Origin of the sequence: Achromobacter marplatensis, from assembly GCF_002209535.1 — a bacterium.
GTDB lineage: Bacteria > Pseudomonadota > Gammaproteobacteria > Burkholderiales > Burkholderiaceae_B > Achromobacter > Achromobacter marplatensis.
Genome location: NZ_NJIG01000006.1, coordinates 151,899 through 170,411 on the forward strand (window position 1 = coordinate 151,899; position 18,513 = coordinate 170,411).

General features: G+C 66.6%; 12 protein-coding genes. 7 read left to right on the top strand and 5 right to left on the bottom strand.

Translation table 11 applies throughout. The features are described 5' to 3' along the window. Positions 1 to 14 precede the first annotated feature (14 nt). From CEY09_RS15945 to tssJ, 5 genes are all read right to left on the bottom strand, one after another. On the bottom strand, positions 15 to 515 hold the full coding sequence (locus CEY09_RS15945) for a hypothetical protein (RefSeq protein ID WP_088589389.1): 501 nt from the start codon (positions 513 to 515) through the stop codon (positions 15 to 17). A 76-nt stretch (positions 516 to 591) separates the two neighbouring features. Beyond that, positions 592 to 8,622: a type VI secretion system Vgr family protein gene (gene tssI / locus CEY09_RS32695; protein ID WP_088589390.1), complete on the bottom strand. Its 8,031-nt coding sequence runs from the start codon at positions 8,620 to 8,622 to the stop codon at positions 592 to 594. Between the two features lie 82 nt (positions 8,623 to 8,704). Then, entirely contained in the window at positions 8,705 to 9,484 is a 780-nt protein-coding gene (locus CEY09_RS15955) for a DotU family type IV/VI secretion system protein (RefSeq protein ID WP_088589391.1), read from the bottom strand. Positions 9,485 to 9,500: 16 nt separating this feature from the next. Beyond that, positions 9,501 to 10,847 carry a type VI secretion system baseplate subunit TssK gene (gene tssK / locus CEY09_RS15960; protein WP_088589392.1) on the bottom strand — a complete coding sequence of 449 codons (1,347 nt, stop codon included), beginning with the start codon at positions 10,845 to 10,847 and terminating at the stop codon, positions 9,501 to 9,503. A 65-nt stretch (positions 10,848 to 10,912) separates the two neighbouring features. Continuing rightward, positions 10,913 to 11,530, bottom strand: a complete 618-nt coding sequence (gene tssJ / locus CEY09_RS15965; RefSeq protein WP_081534340.1) for a type VI secretion system lipoprotein TssJ — start codon at positions 11,528 to 11,530, stop codon at positions 10,913 to 10,915. Between the two features lie 254 nt (positions 11,531 to 11,784). Here tssJ and CEY09_RS15970 point away from each other — a divergent pair, with 254 nt between their 5' ends. From CEY09_RS15970 to tssG, 7 genes are all read left to right on the top strand, one after another. After that, complete coding sequence (locus tag CEY09_RS15970; RefSeq protein WP_234818322.1) at positions 11,785 to 12,387, top strand: tetratricopeptide repeat protein; 603 nt, start codon at positions 11,785 to 11,787, stop codon at positions 12,385 to 12,387. A gap of 73 nt (positions 12,388 to 12,460) precedes the next feature. Next, on the top strand, positions 12,461 to 12,976 hold the full coding sequence (gene tssB, locus CEY09_RS15975; RefSeq protein ID WP_006226593.1) for a type VI secretion system contractile sheath small subunit: 516 nt from the start codon (positions 12,461 to 12,463) through the stop codon (positions 12,974 to 12,976). Continuing rightward, positions 12,969 to 14,465 (top strand): type VI secretion system contractile sheath large subunit, encoded by a 1,497-nt coding sequence (gene tssC, locus CEY09_RS15980; RefSeq protein WP_088589394.1) that lies wholly within the window; start codon positions 12,969 to 12,971, stop codon positions 14,463 to 14,465. Before tssB ends, tssC begins: the two co-directional genes overlap by 8 nt. A gap of 45 nt (positions 14,466 to 14,510) precedes the next feature. After that, positions 14,511 to 15,014, top strand: coding sequence for an Hcp family type VI secretion system effector (locus CEY09_RS15985; protein ID WP_006226591.1), 504 nt, complete (start codon positions 14,511 to 14,513; stop codon positions 15,012 to 15,014). 67 nt (positions 15,015 to 15,081) lie between these two features. Further along, positions 15,082 to 15,567 (top strand): type VI secretion system baseplate subunit TssE, encoded by a 486-nt coding sequence (tssE, locus tag CEY09_RS15990; RefSeq protein ID WP_088589395.1) that lies wholly within the window; start codon positions 15,082 to 15,084, stop codon positions 15,565 to 15,567. A gap of 51 nt (positions 15,568 to 15,618) precedes the next feature. Further along, complete coding sequence (gene tssF / locus CEY09_RS15995; protein ID WP_088589396.1) at positions 15,619 to 17,457, top strand: type VI secretion system baseplate subunit TssF; 1,839 nt, start codon at positions 15,619 to 15,621, stop codon at positions 17,455 to 17,457. Beyond that, a complete protein-coding gene (gene tssG, locus CEY09_RS16000) occupies positions 17,421 to 18,512 on the top strand; it encodes a type VI secretion system baseplate subunit TssG (RefSeq protein WP_167390087.1) in 1,092 nt (363 codons plus the stop codon). The genes tssF and tssG overlap by 37 nt, the downstream gene beginning before the upstream one ends. Position 18,513 lies beyond the last annotated feature (1 nt).

Genomic DNA, 18,513 nt, shown 5'->3' on the forward strand with positions numbered 1-18,513 from the left:
CTTGCCCGGCCCTTTTACTTCTGCCCGGCTTCGACCTCGATGGTCACCGTGTTGGACTTCACGTCTTCGGCTTCGATATAGACCTCATAGGTCGCCGGCGTGGCGGGCAGGTGCAGGACGCCGGCCATGTCGGTGGTGAAGCGTGTTTCGACCGTCATGCCGGGCGGCAACGCCAGCTTGGGCGGCCGAGCCCCTTCGCTCGGATCGACCGACACATTGGGCAGCGTGGGGCGCTTGTAGTTGAAGGCGATGCCGCGATAGACCTTGCCCGTGCGCGTATCGACCGCCACGAAGCGCGGCAGTTGCGGGTTTTCCACCACGGGCAGGATGCCGCGGGCGCATATCGGAATCGTCAGGGGTTTGCCGTCGCGGATCTTCACGCGCGAGGGCGCGGCGATGCGCATCTGCGCGTCGTACCCTTGCAAGGGCGGCATGCAGGCGTGCTCCTTCTGCGAGTGCGTGGGCACCGAGGCGAAGGTGGCGGGTTCAATCCAGTCGGTAGTCATGATCGGCATGTCGGCATCGAAATTTGCGGAGAAGGAGCGGCGGCGGTTGTTGTCGTTGGCGGTGGTCGGTGACGAGGCGGCTGCCTCAGAACGAGGTCCAGCCTTCAGAGCAGTCGACCTTGCGCACGGCCTTGCTGCAGCTTGGGCAGAAGTGGATGTTCGCGCAGGTGATGCCGTACATCACGCATTGCCCGATTTCCTGGTTGTACTGGCCATTCTGGTCAGGCAGGCCAAAGTAGCAGTGGCCGCCCATGTTGTAGTAGAAGTGCGTCGGCGGGTCCAGCTTGGAGTCGTCCGCCGAGGTGTCCACGTTGCGCAGGCCCGGCCAGTCCGGGCCGCTGGGCACCATGCCCAGCAAGTGGCCCATTTCGTGGGCGAGCGTTTCGGTCAGGTAGGCCTGCGAGTTGGGCACGAAGGGATCCAGCGTGGAGACGAACAGCAGGTTGGTCCCCGTGATGGCCAGGCCGGCGTAGCTGGCGGCCACCGTGTTGAACTGGATGTTGAGCATGCCTGTCAGCGGCGTAGGTGACACCTGCGTCAAATCCACCGACACCGACCAGACGCCGCCCGATTCATCGCGGATCGGCGTGATCAGGTGGCGGGGGATCGGCAGCGAGCGTTCTGCGCCTGAGGCGTCCCGGTACAGGTATCGCGCGTGCACGAGCCAGTCGTCGCCTTGGTCGAACTCGTACCAAAGCGGCGATTGGCTGCGGTCGTCGTTGACGATGGGTACGGTCATGACCCGGCCGCCGGGGCCAGCAGGCACCGGCAAGCGCATGTCGCCGCTGACGCCCGGCGCCACCAGCCGATCGACGTGGCACACCACCAACGTGTAGGGCTCGCGTTGTTTGCCGGACGATGGGGTGTAGGCCTGTCTCACGGCCTGCATGATGGCGTGCTGCGCGTCGGCGTCGTCGGCGGCATTCACGGCGGAGCGGCCGCGGAACTGCACACGCGGCAGCTGGATCATGTCGATGCCATGCAGCGCAAATTCGGCCGTGACGGGCGTCACGTCGGCCAGATGGCCGGCCGGGCGCGGGCTCATGCACATCACTTCCTGGATGTACAGGCGGCGCACGGTTTCAACCCGTTCGGTCTTGATCAGCTGGCCGCGTTCGTCGCGCACTTCGAACAGGTACAGGTTCAGCCCGGCGGCCGGCAGTGTGATGTCGTCCACGATGCGGGTGCCGTCCGCGTTCGTGACATAGCTGCGTGGATTGCTGTGCGGCTCTTGGTAGCTGGCGCGCCGGCCGCGTTCCCGGGCGGAGTACGGGATATTGGCAGGGTCGGGCTTCACGGTGATGGTGAAGCGATGCTGGCCGGGGCGGTTGAACTCCACATGGATGCGGGGACGGTTCGATTGCCGTTCCGTGGTGGTCAACGCGCTGCCGTCGTTCCAGCGGTCGGCGACTTGAGCCAGGTTAACGTATTGCAGGCGCGCGCCGTCCTGGCGGGCGCGATAGGTCGATACGCCAGGCACCACGCGTCCGGAGCCCGAGGGGGCAGGCGTGTCGCCCGGCAGGTTCGTGCCTTGCGTGCGCGCCACGGGTCCCAGCCCGATCGTATCCAATATGTCGCGGGCAATCTGCGGTAGCGGTGAATCCGCAACGCCGGGTATTTTCATCAACACCTCGGCCACCTTGGGCAGCGTCTCCGTGGCGAGCGTGGGCGATTGCAGGATGGCGCCGATCACGCCCGGCACCGAGGACGACGACAGGCCTGGCATGCTCAGGATGGCGCCAGCGACGGACGGGATGTTGGCTTGCTTGACGTCGGGCAGCGTGAACAGCGTGTCGACGGCGGACCCCAAGGCGGCCATGCGGTCGCCGCTGGCGTTCAGGGCCTGCGTCATGACCGGCACGATGGCCGCGCTGACGCTGGCGCTGACGCCGCCCGCGGCGAACGTGGACGCGCTGGACAGCGCGGTAGAGGCGGCGCTGGCCTGTTGCGCAAAGGTCGCCAGCCCACCGCCCGCCGCGACCGCGCCGATGCCTGCGACGCCGGCGCTGCTGGCGCCCGTGGTGGCGCCGGCGGCTGCCCCCGCGCCACCGGCGGCGGATAGATCGGTGGCACGGGTGGCCGGGGTGCTGTCGGCCATGCCCGCGGCCCGCGCCGTCGTGTTGCCGAGCACGGAATCCGGGCTGCCGGCGGAAGTGCTGGCAGCCGAGGGCGCGGCCGGGGCAGAGGGGGCCGCGGTTCCCGCAGGGGCTGCGGTGGCGACGGTTGGCGTGGCGGTGGCAGGCGGGGTAGCTGCGGAAGAGGCTGGCGTCGCGCCTGTCGCCCCGGTTGCGGAGGTCGGGGTGCTGCCAGCCGTGGCGCTAGTGCCTGCGCCGGTTGTCGACGCCGTGCCGCCTGTCGCGGCTGAGCCGCTAGCCGCGGTTTGGGACGGGGCCGGGGAGGCTCCGGTGCCAGCGCCGGATGGGGATTCGGCCGTGCCCGCGCTTGCCGCGCCCGGGGCGGTGCTGTTTGCGGCTGCGTCTGCACTGGTGCCTGCGCGGGTGCCTGCGATGGCGCCGGCATTCGAATCGGTTGCGCCTGCCGTACCAGCGATGCCGCCGGATGCGGAGCCGGCTCCAGCGACGGCGCCGGTGTCGGGGGGGGAAGTGGTATTGAGACCCGGGCCGGCGCCTGTTCCGAGGGTCGTACCGGCGCCCGATGCGACGGCCGGCGTTGCCGTCGTGGCGGCGCTCGCGCTTGTCGTGGCCGAGGCGGCGGCCGCCGCCGTGCTCGCACCGGCCGCGCCCACGGCGGCGGATGCACTGGTCGATGCCTCGGCGCCTGGAACGGCCATGCCTCCCGCCTCTTGCATGCCAGGCAGACCAGCACCTTGTGGGAAGTTTGTACCGGCAGCCGGCACGAAACCGGGTGTTTGTGCAGAGACACCCGAGAGGGAGGGGGCGCTGTCTGACAGGGAGGGCGTACCGGTTAATGCCGCGTCCGAACTCGGCAGGGAAGGCGTGCTGGACAGCATGGCGTCCGATCCAGGTTGGGTCGGCACACTAGTCAACGCAGCCTTCGTTGCCGGCATGGCGGTATTGGTCGCGACGACAGAGGCAGTATCCGGGGATATGCGTGGGATGGCGTCAAGCATGTGCAGCCCGGGCTGCGCCGTGCCGGTGTGCGACGCAATGGCCGGCAAGTCCACGGTGGCGGGCAAGGCGCCTTCCGTGACCGAGGCAACTGATGCGGCACGTGTCGCGCTGCTGGCAGCGGATGCGGTCGCGCTGAACAGGGCGCCGGCGCCCGCGGCAAGCGTCGAGAGCAGGGCGGCGTTGGGCGGTTCGCCACGACGATGCGTGGTGTTTTCGTAGTGTGCGTCGTGGTCGGTCTGCTCGGTGCGGCCGTTGTTTTCAGCGCGTTCGTCGTCGTGACGTGTGTCGCGAGCGCCAGTCTTTGTGCTTACTTGTGCTTCTGTCGTGCCCTGTGCGATTGGCGCAGGCGATTGCGCGTCCTTGGCATCGACATCGGCAATGGCATTGGCACGATCTGCGTCGCCCCGGGCACGTAGCGGCGTTGCCGCTGCAATGGTCGTGGCAACCGCCGCGATCATGCCGGCGCCCGTTGCGCCGAGAGGCAAGGCATGAGGCGCGAGGCGCTCTGCTGTACGCGAGGCCTCGTGCGTGGTCTCGGCGGTTGCGGCCGACGCCTGCGGCGTCGCGCGGGGGGTGTTTGAGACCGCTTGGGTGTTGCTGACATTGCTCGCACCGACCACGCCTGCGCCGACGACGCTTGCCGCCATCCAGCCCGTGCCTGACGGGCTCGCCGTCTCGGGATTCGCGGCTATCTGACTCGGGGCGGTTGCGCTGAATGTCGACGGCACGGTATCCGGGCCGACGTGGCCGTGCGCCCAGTCGGGCAGGCCAGGCGCGTTGAGCGTGCTGGCGGTGGTTGTGGCGTTGCCGACCGACGCCGACATTTCTGACGTGGCGGACGGGGACGCCAGCGTGCCCGAGGCTATCGAGGCCGGCGTATCCAGTCCCGGCGAACCGAGCGACGGTGCAAGGTTCTGTGCGTTCAAGGGCGCGTTGCCAAGAGGCGTGAGGTCGACGCCGGTGGGCACAGATGTGTTGCTCAGCGTGGCGGCCGAGAGGGCGCCACCGGCTTCGGATGGGGCCAGCGCACCCGTTGCAGCGATGCCCCCGTCCGCGGCGATAGTCGGGCTTGCGCTTGCGCCTGTGGCTCCCGCAATGCTCGTGCCTGCACCAGTGACTGCCGCACCTGCGGCGACGGTCGTGCTTGTGCCAGCGGCTGCTGCGTTCGCTGCGATGCTGGTGCCTGCACCCGCGGCGAGGCCCGCATTCGCGCTGGCACCCGCTCCCTGGCTAGCAATGATGCCCGCCTCTGGGGCCAGCGTAGACGGGGCGACCGGAGAGCTTGCACTCGCTGCGCCTGCCGGAGGCGTGCTGGCCGTGTTCTGGCCGCCCGTGTGGGTCGCGACGGAAGGGGATGTGGCCGCCGTTGCCGCAGCGGAAGCGTCAGGGGACGCCGGGGCGGAGGCAGAGGCGGTCTGTAAGGCTGGTGCCGTGGCGGAGTCGGGAGCCGAGTTCGGAGCCGCAGCAGCCATCGCAACCGGCGCCGATGCTGCTTGTGCCTGTGCCTGTGCGGGTGTCTGTGCCGCAGCAGGAGCCGAAGTCGAGACGGGTGCCGAACCCGAACCCGACACAGGCGTAACTCCCCCTGCCGCCGTTCCGCCATCGGGCTGGGGCGTCTGCGGCGCGACCTTGTCGCCTTGTGCACTGTTTGCGGCACTGGCCTCGCCAGTCATTGCCGGCGCGGCGCTTCCCGCCGTCCCCGCATTCGAGACGTCGGCCTGCGGCGTCGGGCTTGCTCCTGCCGATGCGGCCGGCGATGTCGAGGAGGCACCCGGCAGCGCCGAGCCTGCGCCCGCGCCGCCATCCCCCCCCGTCGCCGCGCCCGCACCCGTCCCCACGCCCGCAAACGTCGCCGCGCTGCTGATCATCTTCGACGCGCCCTCGGGCGCGACGGAGGCCAGCATGTCGGTCGCGGCGGGCATTGCCGCCATGGGGTTCTTGATCAGTTCTGCGGCCTTCGTCACCGTGCCGGCGGCCGCTGTTGCGCTGTCGATCATGCCGCCCGCGCCAGGCGCGACCGAGCCTAGCAGGCCGGACGCGGCCGGCAGCGCCGACATCGGGTTCGCGATCATCGCCCGCGCCTGCGACACCATGCCCATCGTGTTCTTGGCGGTGTTCAGCAGCCCGCCCACGGCGGGGCTTGCGCCGCCCGGCAGCCCAGGGGCGGCCGACAGCGCGCCCATCGGATTCTTGGCCAATCCGGCCAGCGTGTTCGCCTGGCCGGCCAGTTGCGAGAGCTTGGAGGCCGCGCCGGCGGCGGTCTTGCCCAATTCGCCCAAACCGGCAGGCAGGGCAGCGCCCAGTGCGCCCACGCCGCTGTCCGCGGCGCCAGCAGTGCCAGCACCGCCGAAGCCGGCCATCAGGCTGGCGCCAGCCTTCTTTGCCGCCGTGGCGAAGACGCCATCCTTGTGCACCAGCTCCGCGCTGACGATGAGCGGGTCATCGACCGTGGTGCTGGGCAGGGCGGGAAGATTGGCCGCATCGCTGCCCGGGCCAACAAAGTTGTGCGTGGCGCCCTTGACCGAGAACAGGCCGGGTCCCTTGAAGACGATGTCGGCGCCGTCGAGCGTGACGCTGCCGCCGGCGGCCTGCAAGGTGACGCGCTGGTTGCCCAGGATCTCGATGCCCTCGGCGGACGAGGTGACGGTGATGTCCTGGCCGGCCAGCGCCTCCAGGATGTCGGTATGCGCATGCAACGAGACGGGCGCTTGCGCCGAGATGGCGCGGATCGGGCCCTGCTGCGCGAACACGCTGGCAGACCGGGCCGAGACAGCGGCGTACGTCTGTTGAGCCGCGACGTGGGCGTCGGATTGGGCAGTGGTGTGCAGGTGCTCGCCCGCATGCAGCACGGCGCTGGCCGGGGTGGCCAGGTTCAACGAATTCGGCGCATCGACAAAAAGGTGGGGGCCATTGATGCGTTCGACGGGGGCATCGCCAGTGCGCTGGCCGCTGGCGGCCTTGCCAGCGGCCTGGCCGTTGACCTGCGGTGTGTAGCGGCCTTCTTGATCGGGATCCAGGGCCTGGAGCAATGCGTCGTAGCCCTCGGCCGCAGCCAAGGTGCGTGCCTGATGCTGGCCGGCGCTATCGTTCAGGCGCCGCGAGGCGTCTTGCGCGCCGCGCAGCAGCAACAGCGCTTCCTGCGCGTCCGCCTGCGTGGACTTGCCCTGTTCGCGCGCGGTGGCCGACACCAGCATGCCTTGGCCCGATCGCACGACCGCCCAGGCGTCCGAGCGCAGTTCGAAGCCGGTGCCGCGCCATTGCCCACGGCTGGCGGCATCCAGTTCCTGCTCCACCAGGTAACCCAGACCCAGTTGCGTGGCGGCGGTGGAGCTAGCCAGGCGCGTGCGCAGTTTGCCCTTGGTGTCGTCAAAAACCCATTGGTTGCGCCCCGCGCCGTCCAGCCCCTGGCTGTGCCAGCCGCTCAGGACGCCCGCGTGATTGGCGTCGCCGTTCTCACCGGCGGACCACGGCGGCAGGTCGGCATCGTTGTAGAGCTGGCCTGCGACCACGGGCTGGTCGATGTCGCCGTCGATGAATTCGACGATGACCTCGGTGCCGCTGCGCGGCAGATGATGCGCGCCCCAGTTCGGTCCTGCCTGCGCACTGGCCACGCGCAACCAGGTGCCGGACCGTTCGTCGCCCGGCGCGTTGCCGCTGGCGTCGCCGTGGGTGCGGTGCGGCAGGCCGCCCGGCAGCGGCTTGTCGCCGCGTTGCCAGGGGAATTGCACCTTCACGCGCAGATCGCGATCGGACGTGATGGATGCGTCGCTGGCGCTGACCACGACGGCGGCAAGGCCTTCCGGGGCGGTCGGACGGGGCCGCCAGACGGGCATCAGCGCCGCGGCCTCGGGCTGCGCGCTGAAGCGGTTGCGGTAGGTGCCACGCTCCATGTCGGGCGTGTCCAGCACCTGGGCAGCCTGTCCGCCCAGGTTGTTGGTGGCCTCGTGGATGACCTCCAGCAGGGCGTAGCGGTTGCCGCCCAGTTCGTCGATCGCCTGCCCGCCGCCGCCTTGCGCGTAGCGTTCGTGCTGGGTCAGCGCGAACAGCCGGCCCGGCGCCAGCGAACGCACGGTGCCCGCGCCGTCGAAGCGCACCAGTCGGGATTCATGGGTGCGCAGCGACCGGGCCACGCTTTGTTCGGCGGCGTCGTCGTCGGCATAGCGGCCGTGTCCGGCGTAGTCGTAGTCCTCAAGCACGGGCAAGGCTTCGACCTGGACCTGCGATCGGGTCTGTGCGGCGTGGGCGGTCAGCGTGCGTTCGTTCCAGGCCGCTCGCGCGACGACGTTCGGACGCACGGCCTGGGCCGCCGCGAAGCGCGTAATGCTGTCGCTGGTTTCCGTGGCGTCGCTGCGGTGAAAGCGCAAGGGCGACGCCGGATCTTCGGGGCGGGCGGCATCCGCATCGAAAATCACCACGCGATGGCGTGCACCGCCGCCTGAAGCCTGTGCATCATCTTGCTGATGCTCGAAGCGATAGCTCAAGCCGGCTTCGGCCAGGATGCGCGCAACGAAGTCCAGATCGGATTCGCGGTACTGCGTGCACGTCGCGCGCGGCGCAGGCGCATCGGTCAGCTCAAAGGCGAACGCGGCCTGGGGATAATCCGCAAACACTTCGCTGACGATGTCCTGCACCGACAGGTCCTGATAGATGAAGCTGTCGCGCCGCAGCGCCAACGCGGCCATCCACGGCGCGGCATGCAGGCGGTAGCGGGCCAGTCCGCCATCGGCGCCCAGGGCATCAACGCCTTCGACGACCGCGTGCCAGCGCCGCATCGAGCCGTCGGCCTGCAGCAGGCTGACGGTGATCTCCTTGCCCAGCAAGGCCGCCACGTCGATCTCGGCGCTGGCGGCCAGGCAGTCGAGAGTCAGCGAGAACAGGCGCGAGACGCCTTCGCGCAGCGTCATGCGTTCGGCAACCAGCTCCGCGTCCAGCGGTGCGCTCACGCGCAAGAGGCGCGCTTGTTGCGACAGGGTGGCGATGTTCAGCGACGAGTAGGCCGGGGCGTTCGAAGGCAAGGCGTTCATAGGGCTTGGCGGTATTCGATCGGCGGAGCCGAAGGCGCGCAGCGCGCGCCGGAAGGGACGGGGGCGTGTTGTGCGGGGCGCGCTAGGGCAGCGATATCGTCAGATGCGCTGCGCGCGGGCCTAGCTTGACGATGTCGTGATAGGGCGCCATGGCGGTTTGCATTTCCGTGTTCAGGAAGTGGCCGATACCCAGGAATGCCAGCAAGCCCATCAGTGCAAACACGGCCATGATCGACCACAGCGGCACGTCACGCTTGAGCGTGTGGGCAACCTTGTCCGGCAGCGGCCAGTGCGGCGCGAAGCCGGTGCGCTTGCCGCGCAACAGCGCGATCTCGTCGCCCAGCCGCGCCGTCAGATAACCCAGCTTCTCCTGGCCTTCGATCAGGTACTTGCCCTGAAAGCCCAGCAGCAGGCACATGTAATAGATTTCCAGCGATTGCAGGCGCGGCGCGCCTTGGGCGCGCAGGTCTTCAAGCCGGGCAAAGAAGTTCTCGCCAGCCAGTTGCTCGCCGAACAGGGTCAGCTGCAACGGCTGCAGCATCCACGTATCGCGGATGGCGAAGCCGGAGTTCAGCACCGTTTCGTCGACGGCCGCGCAGAACGCGTACTTGGTGGCGTACACGTCTTCAGCGGGGATATCCATCTTCTTGGCGGCGCGTTCGTAGTCCGCCAGGAACTGTTGCACGCGCGCGGAGAAGGCAGCCGCATCAGTGGGTTCCTGCCCGCTCTTCAACAGGAACAGCATCAGGAAGCCGTCGTACAGCAGGTCCAGCAATGACTTGGCGGGGCGGCTGGCGTGGAAGTCGGCAGCACGCGGAGGCAGTGTCGCGCCGGGCATCAGGGAGGGGGCGTCAGCGGTCATGGCGATGTCGTTCCTGTCAGCGGGTCACTGCGATCAAATCCAGCTTGAGTTCGGGAATGCCTGCCGGGGCATAGATGGCAATGCTGCGCGCTTGCAGCATGCGGTCGTACAGCGACCCGCGCGTCTGCAAGGCGAAGTACACGGCACCCGGCTTTACCGGCACGGCGGGCGGCACTTGCGGCGTGTAGCTCAGCGGCACGCCGGGCATGGCGGATAGCACCAGCTTGTCGACGTCTTCCGGCGCGCCCACCTTGAAGCGCATGGGCACGCTCTCGGCGAGTTCGGCGGCTGGCATCGCCGCTTGCACGGCCAGATAGAGCGACGTCGTTTCGTCGAGCTTTTCCGAATCCAGCCGTCCCATGTGGAACGATGGCCGCAGTTCTTCAAGCACGATCGAGAAGTAACGCGTGGAGATCACGGTTTCAAGCAGGTCGCGCAGGATCTCGTCCATGCGGGCGAACGCGGGCCCAGGCGCATCGTGGCGATACACGGGCAGGTCGGCCAGTGTGTGGACCTTGGAGAACGTCATCAGCGCACCGGCCAGCCGCGCCAGTTCCTGGAACAGGCGTTCGGGATGCAGCTGCGGGTGATGGAACAGGTGCGAAAGCGTCGCGTAGGCTTCGTTTGCGGTGTGCAGCAGCCAGAACGACGCAACGTCGCCCGAGCGGAATTCAATGATGTTCTTGCTGGGCTCGCGATGAAAGCCGTAGAGCGCGTTGACCTTGGCCTGCAACGCGTCAAGCAGGCGGCGCAGTTGCTCATGCAGCGCGCCGGAGGCCGTCAGCGACAGACTGGGGGCGATGAACGTGGTGTCCAGCTCATACCCGGCGCTTGCCGTGCGCCGCACGCGCGCGACGGGAATCGCCAGCAGTTCGTCACGCGGTTCGAATTCGGAGATCAGCCGCACGTCCTTGCGCAGGAAGGCGAGCTCTGCGGTCGTGGCGCCCGTGTAGAGATCGGGCGCGGGCGTGTTGTTGTGCGTGTAGCGCGTGTCGAAACTTGCCGCTGCCTGGCCATCGCGATAATTGCCGCCGATCGCCTTCAAGGGATGGATCGCCAGATAGAACACCGCTTCGCTCACGCCGTCCAGCGCCGTCAGCGCCACGGGCGGCGGAAGCTCATCGCCGTGCGGCGCGTTGTAGAGCTCGCCATCCGGAAACACGGCGCTCATCTCGGTCGCGCGCAGCATGCCGTTGGCCAGCGCCGACGCATCGAAGCGCGCCGCGCGCAGGCCCCACGCATACGGATGCAATGCGCGGGCCATCTCGGCCAGCCGATCTTCGTGATACGCGTCCTGCCGCTGGAAATGCTGCGGTCGCAGGAACAATCCTTCGCCCCAAAGGACTTTGGCTGAGTAACTCAAGTTGGCGCTCCCTCTCTTGTCTTTCTATGTCTATATATAGAAGGCGGGCGGCCGCGCAGTGCGCGTCAACCGGGACACTGCACGCCGGACAGGCGCGCAGGATCATAGGTTGGTATGCCCGCCGGCAACGTGGGTTTACCCGTGGCGACCGTCAGCGCGCACGCATGCGCGCCCAGGACGATGCCACTGTCTTCCACGCCGTCGACCTTGAATACGTACTTCCAACGCATCGGCGCGGGGGCATAGAACAGCCCTGCTATCGCGATGTAATCCGCTTGCTTGGGGACTTTTTCCACGCCCTCGTAGCGCTGTCCTGGCGTGAGCGTGAGCTCGCGCGAACCCAACAACGTTTCACCTAGCGCCGCTTTCTCTTGCGCAGTGTCTATCAATTGCGTGAGCGGTGCACGTTGGAATTGCTCAGGATTCTTCAGGTAGTATATTTTTGTAACGACAGCCATCGATTGCCCGCTGCTGGCATTCAAATTTTCTCCGGCGTGTATCGCCAATTTCACTTCCACAGGCGCGTTTTCTTGCTTTTTCAAGCCCGCCATCTCCATCGCATTACCCGTCAAACCGGCCACTGCGCCGATAGCCGAAACGGCCGCACATCCAGTAACGGCGGTGCTTGCGAGCGCGCAAGCAATCACGGCGAAGAAGCGTGATAAATGGATATGTTTAGACATGGCCCTTTATACCGGAACTGTGTGAAGCAATACAGATCGCGGCATGATGAATGCAAATTCGACGCAAGTAACATGAAGACACTCGCTGTAGCGCTGTACTAACAAAAGGTTGTTGAAATACGGCCCCTAGTTACAACCTTGCTAGGTGCTTAACAATGCCCTTTCCCCGCCTCGTTGTTCTTGCCGGTGTCGTTGCAGTAATGGCCGGCTGTGCATCGGTAAAACCGCAGTCGGAAGCGGAATTCAAACAATCCATGGACGCGGCGCAAAAGACGCTGGAACAGAAGGGATCTGACCAGGCTGTCGCGCAGTTCGAAGAGATCGCGCAGCGCAATCCGTCCAAGGGGGAACCCTGGTCTTACATCGCGAAGATCCGGTTCGACGAACAGAAATACGGCCAGGCCATCGTCGCCGCCGATGAGACGCTAAGCCGCGACCCGCAGGATTTCGTCGCCAAGACCGTGCGTGCGGTGGGCGGCCTGCGGGTGGCGATGCAGTCGCTGGCCGACCTGCGCGCGGACGCGCTGCTGGCCGGTAATGCACGCGCCGATGCCGTGGCGCTGGCCGCGTCGATGCGCGAGACCTTGGGGCAGGACGTGTTGTTCCCCGAAGGCCGCCGTCCGCCGCCGCCGCGTCCCCGCCAGCCGCGCAAGGTGGAACCCGCCACGCCCGTTGGCGCGGCGCAGGATGCCGGCGGGGCAGCCCCCGCATCGCAAGCCGCATCGTCCAGTGCGGCGCCCGCAACCATTCCCGCAGCACCGCCAGCGGCCCAGCCGTCAGCGCCCAAAGTCCCCACCCCGCCCGCCCAGCAGCCTAATCGCGCGCCGAATCCGTTCGGCGACCTGCTTACCAAGTGATTCGCCTCGGCGTGTGCCGCGCCATGCGGCGCACGCTTGACCGACAGACACGATCCTTTGCACGGAGCCTTCCATGGCCAAGAAAGAAAGCGTTCAGAAACGATTGCAGAAAGTTCGCCCGCCGCGCGTTCAGCTCACGTATGACGTGGAGAAGGGCGACGCCATCGAACAGAAGGAGCTTCCCTTCGTGGTTGGCGTGGTGGGTGACTTCAGCGCGCAATCCGAAGCCGAGCTGCCGCGGCTGAAGGACCGCAAGTTCGTCAACATCGACGTCGATAATTTCGATGACGTGATGCGCGGATTGGAGCCGCGCGCCGCGTACCGCGTGAAGAACAGCCTGACCGAAGAGGGCGGCACGTTCGGTGTGGACCTGAAGTTCCGGTCGATCGAGGATTTCCGTCCGGAGGCCGTCGTGCAGCAGGTAGACCCCCTGCGCGAGCTGCTGGACATCCGCACCAAGCTGGCCGACCTGCGCAACAAGCTGGCCGGCAACGACAAGCTTGAAGACCTGCTGGGCGAAGTGCTGACCAGCACGGAAAAACTGCAACAGCTGACCAGCGAGACCGACAAGGGAGGCCGCAATGAGTAATTCCGCCGCCGCGCAAAACACCGCCGCCGCCGCCGCGGCCGATACCCAGAGCGGGCTGCTGGATCAGATCGTCGAGCAAAGCCGCGTGGCCAAGTCCACGGCCGAGCACGATCGCGCCAAGGACATCATCGGCGAACTGGTGCGCGAAGTGATGAAGGGCACCGTGGTCGTTTCCGACAACCTGTCGGCGATGCTGGATGCGCGCGTCGCCGAGCTGGACCGCCTGATCTCGGCGCAGCTTAGCGAAGTGATGCATGCGCCCGAATTCCAGAAGCTCGAGAGCACGTGGCGCGGCCTGCACTACCTGTGCCAAGAGACCGACACCAGCCCGATGCTGAAGATCAAGGTGCTGAACACCACCAAGCGCGACTTGGTGCGCGACTTCCAGACCGCGATCGATTTCGATCAGAGCCTGATGTTCAAGAAGGTCTATGAAGAAGAGTTCGGCACCTTCGGCGGCGCGCCGTTCGGCGCCTTGCTGGGCAACTTCGAGATCACGCGCCAACCCGAGGACATGTACTTCATCGAACAGATGTCGCACGTGGCCGCGGCCTCGCACGCGCCGTTCATCGCCTCGGCGTCGCCCGAGCTGCTGGGGCTGGACAGCTTCGCTGACCTGGGCCGTCCGCGCGACCTGGCCAAGGTGTTCGACACCGTGGAATACACCAAGTGGCGCAGCTTCCGCGACTCGGAAGATTCGCGCTACGTGGGCCTGACCATGCCGCGTTTCCTGGGCCGCCTGCCGTATGACCCCGTAGAGGGCACCACCGTCGAAGGCTTCAATTTCGTCGAGGACGTCGACGGCACCGACCATTCCAAGTATCTCTGGTGCAACGCTGCATGGGCGTTCGGCGCGCGCCTGACAGCCGCGTTCGCGGACTTCGGCTGGTGCGCGGCGATTCGCGGCGTGGAAGGCGGCGGCCTGGTCGAAAACCTGCCCACCCACACCTTCAAGACGGACGACGGCGAAATCGCGCTGAAGTGCCCGACCGAAATCGCGATCACGGACCGTCGCGAAAAGGAATTGAGCGACCAGGGGCTGATCCCGCTGGTGCACTGCAAGAACTCCGACTATGCGGCCTTCTTCGGCGCGCAGTCGGTGCAGAAGGCCAAGAAATACAACACGGACAGCGCCAACGCCAACGCGGTGCTGTCGGCGCAGTTGCAATACATCTTCTCGGTCTCGCGCGTGGCGCATTACCTGAAGGCGATGATGCGCGACAAGATCGGCAGCTTCGCGTCGGCGCAGTCCGTAGAGAGTTTCCTGAATCGCTGGGTGTCGCAGTACGTGCTGCTGGACGACAACGCGACGCAGGAACAAAAAGCGCAGTTCCCGCTGCGTGAAGCTTCGGTGCAGGTGGCCGAGGTCCCTGGACGTCCCGGCGTCTTCCGTGCCGTGGCGTTCTTGCGGCCGCATTTCCAGCTTGACGAACTCTCGATCTCGTTGCGCCTGGTTGCCGAATTGCCGGCCCAGGCCCAGAAATCCTGAGCGTCATTGCACTGACAACTCATCCATTAAAAGAGGTTATCAACAATGAAGGACATCTACGTCAAGTTCGGCAATCCGGCGCTCAAGGGCGAGTCGCAAGACAAGGACCACCCGGATTGGATCGAAGTCAGTTCGTGGCGCCACGAGATCATCCAGCCGCGCTCGGCCACCGCCTCGACCTCGGGCGGCCATACCGCTGAGCGTACCGAACATGGGGAAATGGTCTTCACCAAGGACCTGGACGTCGTCAGCCCGCTGCTGTATCAGCACGCCTCGGGCGGCACCACCTTCGACGAAGTCACCATCGACTTCCTGCGCGCCGACGGCGAAGGCAACCGCGTCAAGTACCTCGAGATCAAGCTGAAGTACGTGATCATCGCCCGCGTCGCGCCCGAAGTGGTCGCCGAAGGGCTGCCGCACGAGTCGTTCTCGCTGAAGTACGCCGCCGTGCAGTGGAAGTACACGCAGCAGAAGGTGGGCGGAAACCAGGGCGGTAATGCCCAGGGCGCCTGGAGTCTGACCAAGAACGACAAGACCTACTCGGTCTGATCGCGGCTGCGTCGGCAAGAAGACCGCGGCCCGTGCCGGGTCGCTGTCTTTTTTATTTGAGGCCCCGATGAAAGGATTCGAACCGAGTCTGTTCGACAAGCTGTTCGAAGGAGAGGGCCAGTCGCCCTATGCGTTGCGCCGCCTGTCGATCGAAGAAATGAAAGAGACGGTGGCGCGCGACATCGAGGCCTTGCTGAACACCCGCATGGTGTTCACCGAGGACGACTTGAGGCGCTATCCGAACTGCCAGCGGTCGTTGCTGACGTACGGGCTGTCCGACTTTTCCGGATTGAGCCTGGCCAGTCACTACGACCGCGAGTTCATCTGCCGTTCGCTGGAACAGGCGATCGCGCGGCACGAGCCCCGGTTGACCCATGTGCGGGTGATGCTGCAGGTCGACAGCCGGGCGACGTCGGTGCTGTATTTCGCGATCACGGCCATGCTGGACGTGGGGCCAGCCCACGAGCCCGTGACCTTCGACGCGACATTGCAGCCGTCGACCTTGCAGTACTCCGTGACCAAGGGTTGGGCCAAGAGCCCGGCCACGGTCTGACGCATCAATCCGTAGTGCAGATGCACTGGCGCGCTGGAAGGGAAGACAACAATGGAAGAATTGCTGCCTTATTACGAGCGCGAACTTGGTTTTCTACGCAGTTCGTCGCGCGACTTCGCCGAACGGTATCCGAAGATCGCCGCCCGTCTCGGGCTGTCTGGCGAGACCTGCGAGGATCCGCACGTCGAACGCATGATCGAATCGTTCGCATTGCTGAGCGCCCGCATCAACAAGAAGCTGGACGACGACTACCCCGAATTCACCGAGGCGCTGTTCGAGGTGATGTACCCGCACTATCTGCGGCCGTTTCCGTCTTGCAGCGTGGCCCAGTTCGACCTGGGTGGCGCGGGCGCCCAATTGACAGCGCCTGTGCGCATCGCGCGTGGCACGGAGTTGAAATCGCATCCCGTGCGCGGGGTGGCGTGCCGGTTCCGCACGGCCTATGCCGTGACGCTGGCGCCCATCGAGGTGCAGCGCGCCGGTTTCGTGTCCAGCGCCAACGCGCCGGCCACGGCCAAGCTGCCTGCGGGCGTCACCGGCCGGTTCTCGGTCACGCTGGGATGTCAGGGCGAAACCCAGCATTTTGGCCTGCCTGGCGTGGACAAGCTGCGGGTGTACCTGCATGGCGAACCGTCATTCGTGGCGGCGCTGCGCGATGCGCTGTTCCTGCGCACGGCGGCGGCATATGTCGAGTTGCAGCCGGGGCGATGGGACCGCTTGCCCGCGATTCCGCTGGCGCAGGTCGGTCTTGCCGAGGACGATGCCCTGATCGATTTTCCGGCCAGCTCGCATCCGGCTTATCGGCTGCTGGCCGAATACTTCGTCTTTTCCGAAAAATTCAATTTCGTCGATATCGACTTGGCCGCGCTGCGCCCCTACCTGGGCACGGCGCGGCAGTTCACGCTGCATCTGCCGGTCAGCGGGTTGCGCGCCGATTCCAATACCGCGCGCCTGCTGGAGTCGACCACGGTGGACAATCTGCGGCTGGGCTGCACGCCGGTGGTGAACCTGTTCACGCAGCGCGCCGACCCCATCCGCGTGACGCATGCGGCCGCCTCGTACCCGGTGGTGGCCGACGCGCGGCGCGCTTTTGGCTACGAGGTCTATTCGATCGACCGCGTGCGCCAGGTGCGCCAGAACGCGCAGGGCGACGCGGTGGTGGACTTCCGGCCGTTCTATTCGCTGCATCATGGCGAGTCGCCGGAGGCCGCCGGCCATTACTGGACGATGCGGCGCGATGCGGCCATGGCGCAACGCAGCCCGGGCTACGAGACCGAGATCTCGATCGTCGACATCGATTTCGACCCGTCCGTGCCGCAGACCGAAACGCTCAGCCTGGACCTGACCTGCACCAACCGTGACCTGCCTTCGCACATCGCCGTGGGCCAATCGGGCGGCGACCTGTTCCTGGAGGGCGGCACGGTGGCGCGCGCCATCCGCATGCTGCGCCGGCCGACGAACTCGCACCGGTTCCAGCAGGGCCGTGCCGCGCACTGGCGGTTGATTTCGCATCTGGCGCTGAACCACTTGTCGCTGGTGCAAAGCGGACTGCCCGCTTTGAAGGAAACCTTGCGCTTGTATGACCTGTCCGGGTCGGCCGTGGCCGCGCGCCAGATCGAAGGGCTGGTGGGCCTGGACTACAAGCCAGCCACGCACTGGATGCCTGGCGAGCCTTTCGCAACCTTCGTGCGCGGCATCGAGATCCGCCTGACCGTCAATGAAGACCATTTCGTGGGCACCAGCCTGCATACCTTCGTGGCGGTCATCAACCGATTCTTCGGCCTTTACGTGCACGCCAACAGCTTCGTGCAACTGGTCGTGCTGTCGCGCCGCGGCGCAGAGGAACTACTACGATGCCCCCCATGCAACGGCGACGCCATCCTAGCGTGATGGATACGCTGCTGGCAGAGCCGCAGCGATTCAAGTTCTTCCAGGCGGTGCGCTTGCTCGAGCAATGTTTTGCTCGCCAGGAGCGGGGCGGCACGCGGCACACGGTGCCCGTGCATCTGCGCTTTCCCAATTCGCCGGGGCTGGGCTTTCCCCCCAGCGAAATCGTCGATGCGGTGGCGTACGACAAGAACGGCGACGTGCTGGCCGACGAGGCGGCGCGCAAGGCCGCCGTGGCCGAGGGGCGGCTGGGGCGGGTGGACCTGACCCCGGCGTTTTTTGGCCTGCTTGGGGCGCAGGGCGCATTGCCGCTGCACTATTCCGAGATGCTGGCCAATCGCGAGAGCCTGCGGCGCGACCGCGGCGCGCGCGCCTTCTTCGACATCTTCTCGAACCGGGCGGCGGCGCTGTTCTATGCGGCCTGGAAAAAGTACCGCATGCCATTGCGGCACGAAACCGAGCAGGACCATCATTACCTGCCGCTGCTGCTGGCGCTGGGCGGCATCGGTCACCCCGCGCTGCGCGACCGACTGCACAACGGTGCCGGCCGGGTCTATGACGAATCCGTCGCCCACTACGCCGCGGCGGCGCGCCAACGGCCCGTGTCCGCGCCGTTCCTGCAACGCGTGCTTCAGGATTACTTCGGCGTGCCCTTGCGCGTCGAACAGTTCGTGGGCCGCTGGTACGACGTGCCGCCGCAGAACCGCACGCAACTGGGGCACCCGGGGGCCGTGCTGGGCGTGTCGGCGCTGGCTGGCGACCGCATCTGGCAGCGCGACCTGCGCATCCGCCTGTGGATCGGGCCGCTGTCGCGTCAGGCGTTCGCGGACTTCCTGCCGGGCGGCGAGCGTGCCCAGGCGTTGGAGAAATTGCTGACGATGTTCGGCGGCATGACCTTCGAATACGAGGTACGGCTGGTGCTGGCGCGCGAGAGCGTCACCCCCAGCCAACTGGGCGAAGGCGGCGAGGTGCGCCTGGGCTGGAACTCGTTCCTGTGCACCGGCCCGGCCGACGCGGACCGCGACGACGCCAGCTACGAACTGCACACCATTCACTGAT